Origin of the sequence: Bacillus cereus group sp. BfR-BA-01330 (genome assembly GCF_022663885.1) — a bacterium.
GTDB lineage: Bacteria > Bacillota > Bacilli > Bacillales > Bacillaceae_G > Bacillus_A > Bacillus_A cereus.
The window spans coordinates 320,759-340,838 of record NZ_JAKUGK010000008.1 but is presented as its reverse complement, the minus strand read 5'-3'; the positions used below and the strand labels follow the sequence as shown (position 1 = coordinate 340,838).

The following is a 20,080-nucleotide window of genomic DNA, read 5'->3' as shown; positions in this document are numbered from 1 at the left end:
ATATTTTGCTCCTTTACCTATTCCATTTTGAATAATGTTTTTCTATATACTTGCAAATCCTTGCATTAAAGATTGAATAACAATAACCATTGGATAAATCACAATACATCCAATAACAGCTACGTTAAATTTATTCATTTCCATTGGCTTATTTTGAATGAGACGGTTATAGTTCTCATGTTTTAACTCACGCATCATTTTAATCTGTGCATCCATAATACGAAGACTCTGTACCTTGTCCGTTTTTTGTGCTTGTTGCAATGCAATGGTAAAGGTATTTACTTCTGGACCATTTAAGGCTGCTGCAAAGTTTCTAAATGGTTGATCCGAACCCGCATACATTTCTAATTCCGCTGTAAGTGTAGATACATACGGTCGAAGATGTCTTCCAGCATATATCTGCGCCTTTTTTACTGCTTCTAATGTTGTATGTGTTTTTAACAACTGCAGCAGTGGAATTAGATACTCTGGTAATTCGAACTTCCTAGCTTCTATCGCCTGCTTGATTCTTTTCTTTAATAGATAATCAGGATAGAAATAGAGCAGTGGTGAAATCAAAACACCCACTTTAAATAAGTAGTAATCATGAAATACCGTACATATCAAGAAAACCGAGGTGAAAATGACGGGATACGCAACCTTCATTTTCAAATATTCTTCTGGTTTCGTATCCAAACCAGCTTCTTCTAATTTCTTCTGAATCTGCTCTTTCTTTTCTTCTGTCAGATACTTATGTGATAACGACTGGAAGGGAGCGAGCATCATTTGATTTAAATTCTTTTTTTCAATTCGTTTTGCATTTTCTACATAGTTTGTAAGTAGGCTACCGCTGTCTTTTTTACTTTGTAGAAAGGTAGAGAATACCCAGTACATGACAACGAATACCACTAAAGCTAAAATCGTAGCCACTTTATTCCCCTCTTTCTGTTGGATTATAATTTGCAATCTTTTCTACACGGGTTGCTAAGAAAAATACAATGAACATATTTACCGCTAATGCAATTTTCCCCATCATAGAACCTGCTAAAAATCCATATGCTTCTTTTGACATCAACATAATCACAATCGGCATGGCAATCACGATTAAGCAGTTCTGTACAAACGCACGTTGTGCTTGTGACAAACTAGAACGTAATCTTGCCAGATATAGCTTTTGTTTTTCGAAATCTTCTGCAATATCTAATAAGACTTGTACTGAATTCGCCCCGCCTTCTTGACTACACACTTCCAACATTTCATGGAAGAAAACCAATTCTCTAAAATTAAAAGTTTCATTGAATCCTTTAAATGCACGGTGCATTGTAGTTCCACCTTCTAATAAAAGAGAAACTTTTTCTATTTCTTCTTGAATACTCTCATGCATCATTGGCTTTACTTGTACTAACACGCGTTTAGCGTTATTACTAATTTGAAGCGCATTCGCTATTGCCTTCATATAAATAGAGAGACGGTCAATGACAACCAAGTAGTAACGTTTTTTTCTTCGATAGAGAAGAAATCTTGGAACTAAAAATCCACATAAAGCAGAAATCAGCGTAAAAGAATCTCTTCCAAAGGAAAAGTAGAATATTGCTGCTATACTCATTCCGGAAAGAATCGTATATACCCAGTACATGCTTTTCGTCAATTTCCACTCGTACTTTTGGGCTTCTTGGATAACAGATTGTGGCAGATATATTCGTATGCCTTTAATATTTCTTAATTCCAAGCGCCTTTCTTCTTTCTCATTTTCTTGTACAAATTGTGAAAGAGCAGAACCTTTAGATTTCGCAAAAAGTAAAACAAGCAATACTACACTAATAAAGATTAATAATATACATCCATAAGCTAACAAACTATGCATACTGCACCTCCTGTTGTGAAAGGAATGGTGCATAAAGAGCTGGGTTTACAGAAGAAGAACGGAATTTCCTCTCCATTTCGGCTGACATTCTTGCTGTAATTTTATGCTGGCCATGAATCTTTCCTACTCTTTCATTCATTTCATCATGTTCCTCGTATGTCGGAATAAACTGAGAAAGTTGATTAAATTGTATATCACCTTGATAATCCAATAATTCGATCATCTCTGTAATATAACGATTCCCATCATCTTTCTTTTCGAAAAAGACAATCACATCAAATGTCTGTGAAATTAATTCATATAAATACTGAGCACCAATATTCGCACCGCTTTGTAGACACATAAGCATTAAACGTCTTACTGCTTCCTTTGCACTTCTTGCATGGACAGAGGTAGAACCAGAGTGTCCCGTTTGGAAGAAGTTAATCATTTTCAGGGCTTCTCCCCCCCTCGATTCCCCTACAAGTAATCTCTTTAGTCCTTGACGTAAAGCATTTGTTAACAATCTATCAAAATCAATTGCATTTTCTTCAACTTCGGATGCCCTACATTGCATCGGAACAAAATGATGCTCTGGAAATATGCGATGTAAATAGAGTTCAGGATTATCTTCCACTACAAGAGTACGTTCATTCTTTGGTATATGAGAAGCGAGGTACTTCATAAACTCGGTTTTCCCTGTTCCTGTTGCTCCAGCAATTAAAATATTCATTTTGGCTTTCACAGCTGCTGCCAAAAAGTCCAGCATCTCTTTCGATGCTTGATTTGTAGATAACATACGTTCTTCTGAGGCACGAAGATGATCTGCATTCTTACGAATAGTAATTGTTGTACCAAGTCCAGCAATCTCATCTAAGGCGATATTGATACGAATATAAGGGAACACGCAGTCGACAGATGGCTTTGCTGTATTAAGTGATTCTGACGTACTGTTTACCATCTTATAAGCTAAGGCTTTTACATCTTCTTCAGCTTCATATCGATACTTGTAGTTGCATTCTCCCTCACCAATTTTTTCGTATATAATCTCTTTTACGCCATTAATATAAATATCTGTTACATCTTTATCATCAATCAGAGGTTGAATAATTCCAAATCCCACAATATCGTCACACACCATGTTCAGTAACTGTTCAGAAGGTACTTCTGAAATGACGACTTGATTACTTAATAAAAAACTTTTGATGATTTGCTCTACAGCTGCTTTTTTTTCCTTATTCATAAAAGATTCACTTAAGATATCACGATGTTCTTTAACTAAAAATGCACGAATTTCATCTGTTATATCTTTAATTTGTTGAGCTGTAGTTGTTCCTAACTTTCGAGCTGATTTGGAACGAATCATATAACCAAAATGATATAAATCAACTCGATTTCGCTTTAAGGCGACTTGTTTTCCCTGTAAATAGCCCCACATACTACTGCCTCCCTTTTTAATTTCGTAAACCAAAGAGACCCTTTTTCATAGAGGATGTATGCTTGGTTGGAATATCAAGACCAGCTGCTTCCATAATGTGATGGACCTTTGTATTAATTTGCGGGGAACCAAACTGCATCCCCCATTCATAACTCGTACGATCCCCGTCATACGGAATTGTCACCGCAATTTTTTGTGAAGAAAGCTTTTCAATATCTTCTACATAATCCTCATCTCCCATATTTAAAACATGAATCATACGAGGCAATGTTAGCTTTGCTTCTTCTAGTAGTTGTAATTCTCTTTTAATCGCTATTGCACCACGAGGGTTGCCGTTTAACACATGAACAACAAGGTCTGATTGGTATAGGATTGGATAACTCAGAACCTCAGATAATTCAGTTGGTACTGATAGAATGATAAAATCGTATTCTGTACCTACAAGTGATTCTATAAATGTAGTTACAAACAGTTCTTTGTTTTGAATCTCTGGCAATTGAGCTAAGTTATAACCTGATGGAAACACCAGAAAATCCATCTTATCATGCAATTTTTGCATCAACCTTGGATTCACTTTTTTCTCTAATAAATCTTGCTTGGTACAAATATACTGTGAGAGATTGTATTCATTTTCTTTTCTCACAAGCTCTAAGATATTTTTACTATCGTGGCTCAGACCAGTTCCAACTGCAAAGCTTGGTCTTACTTGGTCTGCTTCAACATAAAGCACCTTTTTCCCTAAATGAGCTAATTCATTTGCCATTGCAATACTTAATGTGCTTTTCCCTACATTTTCGTTTGTTGCATAAAAGGCAATGATTCTTCCTTGCCGCTCCATCTTAATAACCCCTTTCTTACTTGGATTCGTTCAGATACTGTGCTACATACTCTTTTACATTTTTAGAAATTGGATTAGTCGAATGCTTCTCTACATAGTCTAAAATGTTCTTTTGATCAGATATTTGTGAGAATCCTTCAGCTGGTTCTAATTCTTTCCCTGTTTGTTCCACCTTTTGCCCAACTGCAACAGGAATGACATCTCCAAGTGTTTTTGCACGATTTAAGTATTGAAGTTGTTCAGGTGAAACCGCCAGTGTGTATAATCGCGTTACTTTCGGCTTTTGTTTTCCTTCTTGTTCCTCTTTTGACTCTTTCTTTTCTAGCACAAATGCATCTTCTGTGTTGCTATCTTTTGCAGCCGTCACGCGTACACGTTGGAACAGACCACCAAAGACAACCTTCTCATTGTCTCCTTCTTTCACAACTTGTTTGAAATACAAGTCCACATACGTATTTGGGATAATACTATTCCCTGAACTTGTTTCCAAATCAACGAGTAACGGGAAAGCAACTTCTCCATCTTTCAAATTTAAAATAGCAGAGTCCGGTAACTCCTCTTTCTTTACTACTTTATTTTTAAAAAGATAACTATTTTCTGTAATTGGCTGCCCATCATTTGTCCACTTACCTACAACCTCTTTTTTATTTACACGTAATGCATTTGGGGGAATCGCATCACCAGGTAAAGTTCGTTCCACTAGCATATCTTCTTTAATTTCTGTATGCGCAGGTATATCCTTTGCGGCTACAACAATCTTTGTTGGTTTTACAGCATTTTCTACTGCGAAATGATTGTATCCATAGATACCCGCTACTGTTGCAGCGGCTAGACCTACCGCAACAATCTGCTTCTTTTGAAACTTAGATGGCTTCAATGTTTGTATTCCTCCTTATGTAGCCTTTAAACGCAAAAAAAGGACACACCTATGGCATAATGCGCCTTAGGTGTGTCCTTTTAGCTAATCTAAAGTCTATATGAAAATGTTGGATTTGTTTTCTTTAATATTACAATTTCAATATTATGATATATAGAGTTTCATGTCAATCATTTCTAAAAAAAATATTATTTTTACCATTTTAAATCTCTGATTCCAAAACTTAAAAAACCTTAAAAAGGTTGTCATATCAAGGTTTTTAAGCTATTAATCAGCTCATAAATATTGTGAAATTAGTCTAACTTAACTGCATATTTCAGGGTGGTCGGTTGCTATCCTTTCTCTTTCATTTTATGGAGAAAGGAGGTGATCGCATGGAAATACTTTTCATAATAGCAATTGAAATTTTAAAAGTAATTGCTAGAGAAGTCGCTGTGTTTTTTGCAAAACGAGTAGGTAAATACCTCTCAAAGTCTTGGAAGAAAACACAAAAAAAGCGACAAAAAACGAAAAAAACCACCCACAATGCCTACAAGCGTGTGAAGGGCGGTTCTAAGAAAAAATAAACTTTTTTAGCAACTAGCCACCTTGCGGTAACAGTTACATAAGGCGAGATGTTGGAGCATCTCATCTTCTTTAGTTTATGCTAAAACTATTGTTATAATACTTCTACACTTATTATAACATCAACTATTGTACATGTCATGCAGATTTATCCGCGATAGTTGATCAAAAAGACATTATTATTAAAACGAAATCAATTTTGTTCCTGTTTCAAAATACTTTGCAGGAGCATAACTTGTCCCATTTCGATCCTGAAATTCATTTCCAATATATAAAGATACTATCATTGCCATTACTCCAAGAAAAATCACTCGTCTCACACACTGCTTTTTCTTTTTATCCACTCAAATTTCCCCTTTCTATGAAAAAAGGCACACCCCATTAAGGGGTGTGCCTTTGGTTTATCCATTCAGCTACTAGTTTAAGAAGGATTATATACTTTTGTCGATTCAAGTCATTATACAATACTATTTAACTAATTTCTATTCTTCATATAGTACCAATTTGACAAATCAGTAATAATATTTTCCTTTCCAACCCAATTCCAACCTGGTGTTTGCACAGGGAATGGAAGATCCGCAAGTACCCTTCTCTTTTTGAAATCATCGTACGCAACACCTTTAATTTCCACTTCATTTGTCAGGCACAAACTCATTTCATTCACACCTGCTGGGTTTGTTTCAACATTGAACGTATATTTTCCATCTTTCGTTTTTAATGGCGCATACCATTTACGTTGGCCATCAATAATTTTTTCTTGCCCATCCCAATATAAAGACTTAGTTGGTCTTTTACTATCGAAGACATGTCCTGTTACTTCAGACAAATACATATTTTTAGGTAGAAATTTTGATGTTAAGCCATTATTAGAAACACTCTCTAAATCCTGTGTTGTTTTTAGTCCTTCGTCTGCAAATGGATATTGTGTAGTTGCTTTTGTAAATACACCTGGATAATTGGCATCCCAATCATTTTTGTATTTTCCGTTTACTTCATAAGAAAAACCATACCCAGCATGGAGCTTAGATGGTGCTAAACTATCCATACTTCCACTCAATGTTTCATAGTACATTTCTCCAATTGTATCTTCTTTAAACACACGTTCACTTACTGTTTCTACCACACCTTTTACACTCGTTACTCCGCACATCCCTTTTTCATGAGATGGTGCATAGATAGCTGTTTTAATAGGATTATTTTTGTATGTGGTTTCTTCTATATCTAGCCGATTACCAACAGGGTTAATTTCTGCCTGAATTGTTCCTTTCCCCTTATGTTGCCAGCCAAGGTTCAAAGTTTTCTTTTCCCCCTCAGTTAATCTTACCTTTTCTGATGCTACTTGTTGTCCGTTATGCTTGAGCACAACTATTGTTTCAGAATTTGCATATTTTGCTTCTAGTGCATCTAACTTTTTAATTTTGTTTTTCTCTTTTTCTAACTTCTGCCTTGCTGTATCTAGCCTACTTGCTGCACTGTCCAGTCTATTTTCTTCCCAAGAGCAGTCCCTATCATAGTAGTGATCCTTCCCGTCGGCATCTACCTCATGAATTGGATTACGACGGCAATAACTAAGACTAGACTGCGCACTATCTCTATCGGATTCAGAACTATTTACTTCTTGCTGGGACTTATTAATATTGTTATTTACCTTTTCTCTATATTGGTCACGTTCTGGTTTAAAATTATCACGCGAGACATCTATTCTTGTTTTTATATTTTTTCCTTCTCTTGCTGTTTCTCCTTCGATTCTGTCACTAGAAAAGTCAATTTTATATTTAAAGTCATCTTCATCGCCTGGATCTGGGTTAGGCGTTACTTCAGTACCACAGTTACCATCTATATTGAAATCAACAGTTTTCTCGTTTGATTCCCTCTGAACAGCATCAAGAACTTTAATTTTCGCAGTATATCGGCCACACAGTTGTGGCTGCCACTTGAGTTCTTCTGACTTAAATTGCCCTGCATCACCCTCATTTGGTTTTTGATTATCTTTTTGCGGAGTTGAACGCAGGTAATTTTCTTGATGGTACACAGTTTCACCATCTTTTGTAATATCTAACATCCATTTAACTCGGTTTCGTTCTCCAGCAGCTTTTTGATAAGGGTTTATTGTTGTTCCATTAGGATCCCGGTCATTGTATCCTTTATTTTTACTTACATATTCAAAACCATTAAATGTTAATTTTACGGGCATATCTTTTTTCCCACTCGTAGCTTTAAAATCTTTTATTTGAGGTTTACTTGTGCGTACATACCACAGGCTATACCTATTCACATCATTTACACCACCAGCCCCTGCATATCCGCCAGAAAGATAGGCAATGTCCCTAATCCAATAGAAATGACCATAAGATTCATAGGATTCTTGATTTGTAATCTTATGTGGAATTAAATATTTTAAAACAAACTGAGAGTTACCCCAATATTTATCTGTAATTATGCTATTTGTAATTCTCTCCACTTCAGTTACCATTCTATCTCCCACTACAACTAAAGGATTAATGTAGCCGTCATTTGATATACGCACATAAGGGTCTGAATGGTCTTCATTTTGGATAAGGTTTTCCCTTGGATTCCCCCAATTAAAAGAACCATTATAAACAGCAGGAAAATGTATATCAGCTTTATATGCAAACTCTTTTGGCTTATAGCTACTGCCAGACCTAAGTAGTTTTCCCTTTAATTGTAATTCATCTGATGCTAAAATCGTAGTTTCATTTCCATCATAAAATGGTACATCACTATTTCCCGCACTTGCTACTGACGGTAATAACAAAATTAAAGAAGTACAGGTTAATAATATTTTTTTTCTCAGTTTCATAAAATCCCTCCTTTAAACATAAAAAAGGACACACCTGTACCTTGGGAGGTACGTAAGGTGTGTCCTTTACGTAAATAAATCAAATTTATTCATTAATTGTTATATTACATATTTCAATATATCAAATGAAACATTTAATTGCAATGATATTATACACGCACTTGAATGTACATCATGTGGTCAGCTGTAGAATGCCCTACACGAATCTTATAGTTTCCTTTTTCATAGTTATTAATTTCTTGAGCATCTACAGTTTCTTGAATTTCTTTATCTAGAACTAAATCAGAATTTAACATCGTAGTCCACTTTTTAGCTAATTCAATAGTTGCTTCGTTATTATCTAAGAAAATAATTTTAAAATCATTCTCACTAGTTGCATTAACGTAGACTTGTGCCCCAATTGTACCTTCTGGTAAATACATGTTTTTGTCAATTATTCTAATAGTTCCATTTAAATCTGCATACTTAAGGTTAGTGCCATATTTAGCATTCACACTCTTGATAAGATTTTGCGCTTCTGTAGAAATTGATTTTTGAGCCATTGGATTTTTCATAGCGTTTGGATTATACGTAACTTCCTCTGTAACTAAAGCTTTATCTATACTTGATGGTAAATTTGTATCTGGTTTTTCTTCTGGTTTTGTTTCAGGTTTCGGGTCTGGCTTCACTTCTGGTTTTTCCTCTGGTTTTGTTTCAGGTTTCGGATCTGGTTTTTCTTCTGGTTTTGTTTCAGGTTTTGGGTCTGGCTTCACTTCTGGTTTTTCCTCTGGTTTTGTTTCAGGTTTCGGGTCTGGTTTTACTTCTGGTTTTTCCTCTGGTTTTGTTTCAGGTTTCGGGTCTGGTTTTACTTCTGGTTTTGTTTCTTTTTCAACTGCATTAATAGAGTTATATAAGAACTGACTATACGCTTCACGTGTTACAAACATTTTTGGAGAATACATATTACCTCCTGTACCAATAGTAACTCCATTTTCCTCTAATGCACTAATTGCACCGTAAGACCATGAATTTTTATCAACATCTGCAAATTTTGTTGTTTTCGTTGCCTTAAATTTAAAAGCATTTGTAAGTACTTGTGCCATTTGTTCACGAGTTAAAATATCATCTGGGCCATACTTCCCATCACCAAAGCCATTCACAAGTCCTGCTTTAGCAAGTGCTAAGATTTCTTTTTCAAACAAATGTCCTCTAATATCAGTAAACGGATTTTTGAAGCTAGCATCTGCATCTGCTGGTTTTACGTACATATAAATCATACGAGCAACTTGCCCACGAGTTACATTGTCACCAAAGCCAAAGATATTATTTCCGTACCCTTGCACTACTTTACGGTTTGTTAAATCATAAATTGCTTTTGTAGACCAGTGATTTGCTGGAACATCATTGAATTTTAATGAGTCTGTGTTATCAGCCTTAGCAGTAAATGCTCCTGCTCCTAGTAATGATGTACCCATAATTGTTAATGCTGTTGCTGTTTTTAAAAATTTGTTTGCCATTGTTTGTTCCTCCAAATATATTAGTTTTTTCATAGATTCCTTTATTGTACCGAATTTAAATATAAAATCCAGATAATTTAACATATAAATTTATAAATTTGTTTTTTATAACCTATTTCTACATGGAAAATATCACCATATAGAAATAGGTTTGTAAAGTATTTTTATATATTTATTTATAAATATATATTTCTAGTAAAAAAACTACACTTTTCAGTATAGTTTTTCCCCTTTTTTATGCATATTGATATTTTCAACGGAAATAGATTTGTCCCATTCCATCTTTGTTAGCCCATATTGGCGCTTTCACACTATCAATCCCTATCATTTTAAAAATAAAGAAGTGATGTTCAGCTTTTATCTTAAAATTTAATGGCTGATTATGATCTACGCGCCCTTTAGTATATTCATATTTCCATCCATCCATATTCTGCTCTTTCAATTTCTTTTCTATATCAGGAATTAGATTTACGTTTTTTCCTTCATATGTGTACTGAAAACCACCTGTTTGTTCTGCTAACTCTACTGTACTGGAAGCAAAATCATGTGCCTTTACTAACTGCATTCCATACAGTACCCCTTCTGGTATAAGAGTTATCAATAATAAAGAAAGCGTTAGAAAAAGCGCTGTTGTTACTGTATTTTGCATTTCTTACACACCTACTTTTTCTTATTTATTTCACATTTCCTCCAGCTTTCTTGTTGTCAGAATCTGCTTCATAAATAAATATGTGTTTGGCGTTACTCTTAATGTTGCCTTTCTTTTCATCAAATTGTTTAGTATAACTAGCAGCTTCCGCCTCTCCTTCAACCGCAATCATTGCAGGTTGCTCTTGTACAGCATGTACAGAAAACTCTCGTTTTGAGGCAGGATCCTTAAATGTTGCATTTTGTTTATAAGACTTTTCAAATTCTTTCTTTGCGATATCTGGTTCAATAGCAATTTCTTCTTGTGCTCGTAAAACACCTACTTTTACGGCTTTATCCATTGCTGTACTTCCAGCACGTTCTAATGCAGACTTATTATCTGTGTGTGTTGTATCTCCAATAATCATATCTGTTATTAAGAATAAACAACCAATAAATAATAATATTGAAGCGGCCCCTATAATAAATTTTTGCATCTTCTTCACCCCTCCTTAATTTTCAGACTTCCGAAATCGAAATCCACTTAAAATGGAACTTTTCTTTTGATTCAACAATTGGTTTGGCAGCAATAAATCTGCTATTTCCTTCATTATTCCTTCAAGCTCTTTATAATAGTTCCGACTAGATAGTAACGTACTACTTTTTAATTGAGATTCAAATACATCCTCTATCTCATATGGTGATAAGGCAGTTAATACCTTATCTCCAAAACATTCTTCTACTACTTCATGCTTTAAAAGTGCAGGAGAAAACTTATTCCCAATGATTCTCGTTTTCTCTAAAGCTAAGTAAGAAACGAGCTTTCTCTCCTTTTGTGTAAGAGGATGCGCTATCTTTAGCAATTGATGCAGATCTGGTTCTGCTACAAAGAAAATAAAATCTGCCATTTCACATATTTCATGGTATAAATCTTCATCCCAATCGTACCCCGCATCAATAATAGATATAGGCGCTTCTTGGTTAACCAATAATACCTTAATAAAATGGTCAAAGTCCTGCTTTGTTTTGTTTTTCAGCTCTTGGTCCACTATAGGATTCTTTACGATATAATTTATTCTTCCTTGCTTCCATTTTGGAATTGATAATATATCAGATTCCTTCTGTAGCATCTCCTTATATCGCTGCAACATAAATTCACTACGATAGTTTTCCGGTGCTTCTGTATATCCCTTTAATAAAGGATACGTATATCCATCATCATATAGATTCTCTATATAGTTCACATCAATCTGTAGTTCATTTAAGTAAGCAGCTAAAAGATGTGAAACAAAAGTTGCACCACTTCTTTTATTCATGCTGGCCACAACAATTGTTCTTCTCGGAATAGCAATACCTATTTGTTTTTCATATACCGGCTCAAAAGCCAATTTATATTGTTTTTTTATAATAGGTGCTTTTGGTGTCTCATCTGGAACAAACTTACGCTTTTGCTTTTTTTTAAATAGTTTGTTGGAGTTAGAGGAAGCTTCATTGTTGCCACCTTCCTCTAATTCACTTGATACTTCCTCTTCTTCCTCATCCACAGGAACTTCGGTCAACTTTGTTTGTTGTGGTGCCTGACTTGCGCCTACAATTTCTGCTACATTTTTAATATCCGACTCCTGTAGCAGCTGTGGGATGACTTTATTATCAATATCAATTTTACGAGAATTAAAAATGTCATAGATACCTAGATAAATCAGTTTCGCCAAAAACTCATCATCATTTTCGCGCTCTGTAAATACCACAATACGAATATCTCGATTAAAGCGAATATCTCTTAGTTTCTGTAAGATAATCAATTCACGTTTCTCTTCATGCCCCGCATCAATATTTAATCGTTTGTCATTAATACATAGAATATCGGGCTGTTCTGTATCTAGAATTTCATCTAGATACTTGATATGCATCACATCACTATCAGCTACTTCAAATCCCGCACCAATAAAATCCTCACGTAAATATGCCGTATATACAGTATCGCTAATAGCTAAAACGATTTTTTTCACCATAGTTAACCTCCTACAAAATCTAACGTTGAATTAAAATCATGTTTTCAATTGGAATTTGTGCCTCAAGATGAACCCTCCCAATAATCTCATTCAAAATATACTCAATTTCAACTTGTTCCATTGTACGTGGAGCTCCAAAATCAGAATTTAGCTTTACTCGTATTTCTAATCGATTTTGTATCTCATGTAAAGGTGTACCAAGATAAAGAATGCTGTAGTATAAAACACCAGCTTCAATATTTTGTTGAATCCTATCTTTTGTTTGATGAATAAATGTAACCTCAGCAAGCTCAATAAAAGGATTATCAATTGTTACTTTGCTATTCCAATTTAAATTCCAAATCTCGCAATGTTGTTCCGCATGTACAACAACTCCATTTACAGAAGGCGTAATTGCAAAAAGACGATCTACAGGAACTTTGGTTAACGAGGTAATATTACCTTTCTTTAATTCAAGTCCTTTTTCTAATCGCTCATGTTCAAAAGCATATTCAGCACCAGTAAATGCAACTTCGCAAAATACTTGTTCTAGTAATGGACGAATCCCCTCATATGTTCGAATAGCAAACACACTAAATTCCTGTGTTTCATCTGTACGAATGATTTCGTACAATTCATATTCAGATGCATTTGCTAAGGCAAAAGGAATATCTTTTATAAAATTAGGATCAGTATATAGATTCTCAGGAATTTGTGTTTCAGGATGATGTATAAATTCAAGGCATAATTGATACCCTTTTAAAAATGCATTCTTAACAGCTGCAGGGAATAGAGTTTCAAAACGCTTTACATTATTTTTAAACGTTTTTTCTTCAATTTCGTTATTAAATTCTCTTTCTTGTAAGATATTTGCTTTATTCCCTAGTAATAAAAAATAGTGATTAATAATTCGACTAATATTCTCCTCAAATGCTGCATTGTCCTCACAATACTTTGTAAATCGTTCTTTACTCATGTTCACAATTTCGTTCATAGTTTCAAATTCTCCCTTTTTATTGTTATTTATACAAAAAAAAGACACACCGATGGCAGGTTATGTGCCTTCGGTGTGTCCGTTTAGCTAGAAATCAAATCTATTAATTTGTATATTTCTCTTAGTTAATTGTTGTTCACGTACAAGAATAACTCTATGAATTTTAAAAGTCAATAGATTAATTACCTCGTTGGAAACCTATATTTATTCCTTCTTTCTATTTTTCTATGTATTTAATCTAAAAAAATACAAGTAATTAAATATAAATAATCACAAGTATTTTATATAAAAACAACAAGAAATATATATAACTAAACTCAATTATTAATTATAAAGAGATTCAGCAAACACCTTTAAAGCCTTGTATTACATACGTTCCTGGATATTAAGCTAAATTCACTATCGTAATATCCCCATTACATACAAGTTCTACATCATAGAAATCACAAATTAAGAAGTTAAATACCATATTACTCAGAATTCACAAGTTTAGAATAATATTACTAAGATAACCACAAGTATTGAATCGAATTATAAACATGCTGAATCGTAACCAAACATGGCATAAATCGATTATATACTTCCGTAAAAATGCTAATAGATATATTTTCCTAAATAAAAAAGCATGTCTTCAAATTAAAGAACATGCCAAATAACCCTTGTTATTAAGTGATTTTTTAAAAGGGTTGCTATATATATTTTTTTTAAATCACATGAAGTCCGGATAGACACCATTTTGTTTAAAATAAGTTATCATTGCATCGTGCCTTTCTTCTACAGACAAGCTTTTTTCCTTAAAATACATCCAGGTTTCCCTAAACTGTACACGCATAAATGCTGGAATAGAGAATATTTCTTGCTGTTTCATACAACTTTCAACTTGATCTAATGCATAAGTCATTGCGTAAATTAGTAATTCACTTTGTTTTTGTTTTGTTGGTAAATAGATCGCAATATCAACAATCTCTTGTCTAAATGCGGTCATTATATTTTCTTTATCTTTTTTTCGTAAGGCCTGTCCCATGTGTTTTAAACGAGACACCGCTTCTTTTCTGCACTTTGCTACTGGTCTATGTAATTCTTTTTTATCATTCTCAATTACGCAGTTCAAAGAAAATACCACGTTGAATTTCTCAATGATGATTTGTTTTACCTGTTTTCTTACACTTGTAATTCTTGTTTTATTAGATTTCTTCTCTTTAGAATCAATTGCAGTAAATTGCACAATGGGGTTAATAATTTCTATGTAGTGTCTTACTTTCTTTGCATTACGATTTAATCTCTTTTTTAAGAAAGACATCTTTCTTGTAATCTGAAACTCATCAATTTTATGTTTATAATGCTCCATACCCACTTTTCTTGAAAATGTATTGATTAAATCTAACAGGAATATAATTCCTCTATTATCACGAGCCTTTACTAGACTACTCATTATCGTTGTTTGAGTTAGGTGAAATGGAATACGGAAATACGATAACGATGTACCTGTCATATTTACAGTTTCTGCAGTAGTGTGGTTATACAACGCATAATCTACAATTTCATATACAGTACGATTTCCAACAGGTGTTTCTTTTACGAGTCTACGCTCCAAACAAACTTGAAAACCTGTATAAATTGTTGTGTAGGGAATCCCACTTTTCTTAGCAAGATCCATTATTTGAAATTCACGTGGTAGCATTCCTATATCATTGCATTCAAAGTGAAGCAAGATGTAAGTAGCTAAAGCTGAAGATGGTAACTCTTTTCTTTCATTTTCTAGTTTTACGATGTTTAATAGCCCATCAAAAAATTTAACCCCATGAATATTAAGACTTTGTTCAGAAAATTTTAAGTGCGTATTCATAGTTTCCTTTTACTCCTCTCCCAAAAATAAAAAAGACACACCATTGGCAGGTTATGTGCCTTCGGTGTGTCCGTTTAGCAAGAATTTTAATTTTATTTATTCGCATATAACTCTTTTACAATTAATATTCATGTACAAGATTATCTTTATAAAAATTAAATGTCAATACCTCTTCATGTTTAATTTTTATAAAATAATCCCATAATAATTCTAAATAACAATTGGATTTGCACCATAGATAACTTTTATAATTAATAATATGCATTTAAGTTCTTCTCTCTTTCATTTAGATAACCCCCTAGGATAGCCTTAATTTTCAGAAACATAATATGTCTAGAAAGTTACTTACAAAAGATCCGAAGTTTTCACATAAAAATCTTACAATCATTATATACATTCGAATTCACATAAAATTAACATATAATCCTCCATATTAATGTTATGTAAACAGCGAAATTACGTTTTATAAAGCCGACTCACATTAATATATCAACTGACATTAACATGTAATCAAAAACTTAACAGAAAATATCAATGTCATATCAATATTTTCTAAGCAGCAAGTACATACATTCACTCAATATCATTAACATCCTATTAAAAAATATAGATTCGAATTTTCCTCATCTTCATTTAAATAAGTTTTCTATATATTGCTATATAAGAAGTTAATTAAATACAATCGTGTGATTTTTATACAAAAAACTTAAAATATATATGTTCAATCAAATTTTCAAAACCAAACAATATCAAAAGCGATATTAATGTTATGTAAACAATTTAGGTTTTTTAAAGAGTCAGTCACATTGACATATCGATTAACATTAACATGTCATCGGAATTCACAAGAAAAATGTTAATGTCATATCAATATTTTTAGGTGTTTTGTATGCATGCTACCATTTGATATAATTGTTATCCTTTTAAAGTAATACTTCTTAGTAGAACATATTATAAATAGCTAGAGAACCAGCAACTTGAAACTACAACGAATGAATTACTAAAAAAACATAAAACTTCTAATGAAATACAAAGTTCCATCTATTAATATTTTTTAAAAACTATAATGTTAATATTTAATAATTTCGGTTGATATAAAATTGATAATAGATATAGCGAATTTTAAAAATATCAATCTTATGTTAATGATAACACTATAAGTCTTCTTAATGGTATCATCTAATAGCTGATAGATAGATCAATTTCATACCCTTTATTCACACACACAATACGCTAGGATACATATTGTGAAACAAACAACAAATATTGTGGGACTAAAATGATTTTTAGTTAACAAGACATTAACACCTAAACGAATTCATTTCCTTATTGTACTTTCTATGTTAATGTTAAATTTCATGTTAATGTCAACAATGAGTTGAAATTACCTCTAAACAGGAAGGCACTACTATAATATGGAACATGTTGTTTGAAATTAGATGAATGATGTCTTTAGGACGTTTATAAAACACCAGTATTACCGTAACCACATAAAACCATCTCAAATATTCCATGCAGCATGGAGTGGGTATTGAATCTCATAGTTTATTTATGTTGATGACGATCCTATACTCTAACTATATTTGACCTCATAACATACTACTAATTTAGTAATATTATTATCTTTATTTCTAGTAATTATACACTATAATTTAAATCCCCTAAATTAAGTCTACTTTTTTCCTCAATATCAATGATTATCTCCTTATAACTTGTTTACAAAACAACTATATTTCCTTATCATTAGTATTAAGTAACGTATTTTGTTAATCTCATAGCAACTATCATTGGTCTCGCTAATGTAAAGGATCGAGATTTCCGTTGATAGCACATTGCCATTTATATACTTGAAGTTAATAATAACATTAATAAACCAAGTATATTCTTGCATTTATAGTTAATGTTCTGTCAACAAGAACATGCTAACATGTTAATTTCACATTTCATATGAGTCACTGGATATACAGGGATTTGTATGAATATCACCACAATACTGCCTAACATGTTAATTTCAGTTCACATGTTAATTTCATATTGGGTGTTCATGCATTGATTTTTAAGGAGGTAGTTACAATGATTGAACAAAAAAACGAATCACAAGACCATCAAATTAACGATGATGATATATTAACTGATAATGTTTTTGAAAAAGCATGGCGAATAACTGAATTCTCTAAACTAGTTGGACGTCATCATAATACCGTTTATAATTGGTTCAATATTCTAGAGGAAAAAGGACTTCACGAAACGTTAAGAACCCAAAATACCAATGAAAAACTCTATAATACATTAGATCTTGAAATCGCTCTATTTATTAAGCTAAAAAGGGATGAAAAATGGTCTTTAGATGCAATTATTGACCTTTTACCACACCAATTTGATTTAAGACCTGTATCACCAGAGAATCAATCAAATGAGGTATCTACTGAATTAAACCTTCAGGCTACTGCAGAAATCATTGAAAAAATGGTATCTAAACAGTTAGAAGAGAAAATAAAACATATTGAGTCTCGTTATGAAGAGAGAGTGGAGAGTATACTTAAACAATTGCCACAGCCAGAGGATGAAGAAACCATAAAATTGCGTCAACGCCAAGATAGACTGGATAACTTTATTATTGAGCACAGAGCACGACAAGAATTAAGAAAACAAGCAGAAAATCTGTGGAATAGTAAACCTGAAGAGGAACGTACTAGGAAAGCAGGTTGGTTTAAAAAAGAGGAAGATTTGAGTAAAAAGCAACTCTTCATTGAGCAGTACATACAAGATAATATTATTGATTATATAAAAACTCTTATGAATGCTGTAGAATAATAAAAAAGTCTGGATAAACATCCAGACTTTTTTATTATTTTGTAGTACCAAACATCTTATCTGGATCTAGAAAATCTGCTAATTCATTATCTTCATTTATCCCAGAATTTTCATCTTCATCATTGCCCATGTCAATAAAATCTCCAAACGCAAACCCTAAATCTTCATCCTCATCTATACTCTCTATTGTACTAATTTGGGACTTTGTATATTGAATTTGACTTTGTCTTTCCTTAAACTCATTAAATTCTTCTACTAATCCTTTAGATAACCTTGATGGTAACGCATCAGTTTTATAGAACGTATACACGCTTCCTAAGAAATCATTTTTACTTATTAGATATCCATTAAATACAGTACCATTGATAGGTAGATTATTTGAAACTTCTACTTTAGCGTCATCCATAAAGGAATCATCAATGTTTTTTTGCTCATCCAAAATAGCCAACATACCAAAATGATGTACTTTTGATGCTTCAACAGAACCATCATTATTTCTTTTCATTAAATCAATTGGATGGTGGAATGAACTTCCTCTTAATGACTCTTGGAACATCTCTATAATCGCATGACTATTTTCTATTTGGTTCATATTACGAGAAACTTTATTAATTACTAAGCAGCCCGTTTTTTCAAGTAAAATACGTTTAAAGTCTTGAGAGTCCAGTATTACAGAAGTACCAGAACCATTAGCAGCAGTGTTTAACTCATGAATAATCTCACTAATCCGTTGATTTGCATAGTCTCTTGAATTAGCAATACCTTTTTTCTCATTTTCATTTAATTCCTTAAATTCATCATAAAAGTGCTGGTTATCAGCAAATACTACAAATGCTACACCTTTAGATTTGTCATTTGCTAGTTTCCAAATCTCTTGTGAAAATTTATTTACTTGTCGTAGTACATCTGGCCCATCAGCTCGGACAGGAAGTGTCACCACAATTCCCATTTTAATAAAATCTTTACGCTCAATAGCATTTTCAAAGGCTATTCTTGCAAATTTTGCTTGATTTGCTTTAATCTCAGCCATTGGATATTGTTGTGCAACCTTTTGTAACTCCTTCCTAATTATCGGCTTGTTATGAAATGCCGAAAATTCTTCAATAGCCTTAATTATTGTAGAAGTTCCTGTTCCTCCACCTAATCCAGCAAAAAATAGAACAAGTTCATCCGATGGTCTTACACGTTCAGTGATAAAGTCTTTTAATTTTTCTTTTGCTTCTTCATTTGAATCTAGAACTTTAACCGCGCGCTCTGGGTTTTTACCTAAGCCACCTAATTTAAGTGAAACCTGATTGCTTTTGGGCACATTTTTTAATTCAGCTAGATCTCCATCATTACTATTTAGTGCTAAGCAGTTATATACTGCTGTCCCATCTGTATGCTTATACTCCGCAAACTTGTCTACCATTCTAGTACCAGCTTGACCAAAACCAACCATCGTCATTTTAACTGCCACTTCATTCTTCAAGAAGTTTTTCGCCATTATTTTATCTCTCCTTATTCACTTTTTTTTCTTTTCCCTAACTCAATAAGTACTTGTTGTCCTCTATAAGTTGAGATTAAAAATTTATATGGATGCATAGTCTTTTCATAAATTAAAGACATTGATGATAATGTACTTACACTTATTTCAGCTGAACGTCTTGATATATTTGTACGTTCAACCTCTAGTGAATAAGATTTCCCTTTTTTTTTCTTTACTCGCCTGTCTATAACTACATTTTCCACTATTTCATTAATGGATATGCCCCTCATGTATTTTGTCTCTTGGAATTGTTTATTTACTACGTTTCCTATGTATAGAAATACACTATATAGTATCTCGTCTTGTTCAAGAATATCAGCAAACATGTTTACTACTTCATCTGTAAACTTAATTGTTTGATATTTTTCACTTAATATTTCGTTCAAGTTGTCCCCCCCTAAAACATTGGTTAATTATTCCTAGA

At 33.1% G+C, this 20,080-nt stretch carries 17 protein-coding genes; 2 read left to right on the top strand and 15 right to left on the bottom strand.

Annotated elements, in window-relative coordinates; genetic code table 11:
• Positions 1-42: 42 nt before the first annotated feature.
• The 5 genes from MR112_RS23290 to cpaB are packed head-to-tail and all read right to left on the bottom strand — an operon-like array spanning position 43 to position 4,975.
• Positions 43-909 (bottom strand): hypothetical protein, encoded by an 867-nt coding sequence (locus MR112_RS23290; protein WP_242245482.1) that lies wholly within the window; start codon positions 907-909, stop codon positions 43-45.
• 1 nt (position 910) lies between these two features.
• A complete protein-coding gene (locus tag MR112_RS23285) occupies positions 911-1,843 on the bottom strand; it encodes a hypothetical protein (RefSeq protein WP_242245481.1) in 933 nt (310 codons plus the stop codon).
• Complete coding sequence (locus MR112_RS23280) at positions 1,836-3,260, bottom strand: TadA family conjugal transfer-associated ATPase (protein WP_242245480.1); 1,425 nt, start codon at positions 3,258-3,260, stop codon at positions 1,836-1,838. Before MR112_RS23280 ends, MR112_RS23285 begins: the two co-directional genes overlap by 8 nt.
• Before the next feature lie 16 nt (positions 3,261-3,276).
• Positions 3,277-4,098, bottom strand: a complete 822-nt coding sequence (locus MR112_RS23275) for a CpaE/TadZ family protein (RefSeq protein ID WP_242245479.1) — start codon at positions 4,096-4,098, stop codon at positions 3,277-3,279.
• Positions 4,099-4,114: 16 nt separating this feature from the next.
• Positions 4,115-4,975, bottom strand: coding sequence for a Flp pilus assembly protein CpaB (cpaB, locus tag MR112_RS23270; protein WP_000804792.1), 861 nt, complete (start codon positions 4,973-4,975; stop codon positions 4,115-4,117).
• 374 nt (positions 4,976-5,349) lie between these two features.
• Between cpaB and MR112_RS23265 the strand changes: the two genes are divergently transcribed.
• Positions 5,350-5,541: a hypothetical protein gene (locus tag MR112_RS23265; protein WP_242245478.1), complete on the top strand. Its 192-nt coding sequence runs from the start codon at positions 5,350-5,352 to the stop codon at positions 5,539-5,541.
• Between the two features lie 180 nt (positions 5,542-5,721).
• On the opposite strand, the gene MR112_RS23260 is transcribed toward MR112_RS23265, so the two are convergent.
• The 8 genes from MR112_RS23260 to MR112_RS23225 all read right to left on the bottom strand — a co-directional run bounded on the left by MR112_RS23260 (position 5,722) and on the right by MR112_RS23225 (position 15,314).
• Positions 5,722-5,883: a hypothetical protein gene (locus tag MR112_RS23260; RefSeq protein WP_242245477.1), complete on the bottom strand. Its 162-nt coding sequence runs from the start codon at positions 5,881-5,883 to the stop codon at positions 5,722-5,724.
• A 131-nt stretch (positions 5,884-6,014) separates the two neighbouring features.
• Positions 6,015-8,360, bottom strand: coding sequence for a hypothetical protein (locus MR112_RS23255; RefSeq protein WP_242245476.1), 2,346 nt, complete (start codon positions 8,358-8,360; stop codon positions 6,015-6,017).
• Between the two features lie 149 nt (positions 8,361-8,509).
• Positions 8,510-9,856, bottom strand: coding sequence for an S-layer homology domain-containing protein (locus tag MR112_RS23250; RefSeq protein WP_242245475.1), 1,347 nt, complete (start codon positions 9,854-9,856; stop codon positions 8,510-8,512).
• A gap of 253 nt (positions 9,857-10,109) precedes the next feature.
• Positions 10,110-10,505, bottom strand: coding sequence for a DUF4320 family protein (locus MR112_RS23245; RefSeq protein WP_084065966.1), 396 nt, complete (start codon positions 10,503-10,505; stop codon positions 10,110-10,112).
• Positions 10,506-10,530: 25 nt separating this feature from the next.
• Positions 10,531-10,980: a hypothetical protein gene (locus tag MR112_RS23240; RefSeq protein WP_242245474.1), complete on the bottom strand. Its 450-nt coding sequence runs from the start codon at positions 10,978-10,980 to the stop codon at positions 10,531-10,533.
• A gap of 15 nt (positions 10,981-10,995) precedes the next feature.
• Positions 10,996-12,495, bottom strand: coding sequence for a hypothetical protein (locus MR112_RS23235; protein ID WP_242245473.1), 1,500 nt, complete (start codon positions 12,493-12,495; stop codon positions 10,996-10,998).
• A gap of 19 nt (positions 12,496-12,514) precedes the next feature.
• Positions 12,515-13,468 carry a hypothetical protein gene (locus MR112_RS23230; protein ID WP_242245472.1) on the bottom strand — a complete coding sequence of 318 codons (954 nt, stop codon included), beginning with the start codon at positions 13,466-13,468 and terminating at the stop codon, positions 12,515-12,517.
• A gap of 709 nt (positions 13,469-14,177) precedes the next feature.
• A complete protein-coding gene (locus MR112_RS23225) occupies positions 14,178-15,314 on the bottom strand; it encodes a hypothetical protein (protein WP_242245471.1) in 1,137 nt (378 codons plus the stop codon).
• A 2,073-nt stretch (positions 15,315-17,387) separates the two neighbouring features.
• Here MR112_RS23225 and MR112_RS23220 point away from each other — a divergent pair.
• The gene (locus tag MR112_RS23220; protein ID WP_048535743.1) at positions 17,388-18,128 is read left to right on the top strand and encodes a MerR family transcriptional regulator; all 741 of its coding nucleotides are present in this window, start codon (positions 17,388-17,390) and stop codon (positions 18,126-18,128) included.
• Between the two features lie 34 nt (positions 18,129-18,162).
• On the opposite strand, the gene MR112_RS23215 is transcribed toward MR112_RS23220, so the two are convergent.
• Positions 18,163-19,614, bottom strand: a complete 1,452-nt coding sequence (locus tag MR112_RS23215; protein ID WP_061655384.1) for an FtsZ/tubulin family protein — start codon at positions 19,612-19,614, stop codon at positions 18,163-18,165.
• Positions 19,615-19,628: 14 nt separating this feature from the next.
• The gene (locus tag MR112_RS23210; protein ID WP_061655383.1) at positions 19,629-20,042 is read right to left on the bottom strand and encodes a hypothetical protein; all 414 of its coding nucleotides are present in this window, start codon (positions 20,040-20,042) and stop codon (positions 19,629-19,631) included.
• Between the last annotated feature and the right edge of the window lie 38 nt (positions 20,043-20,080).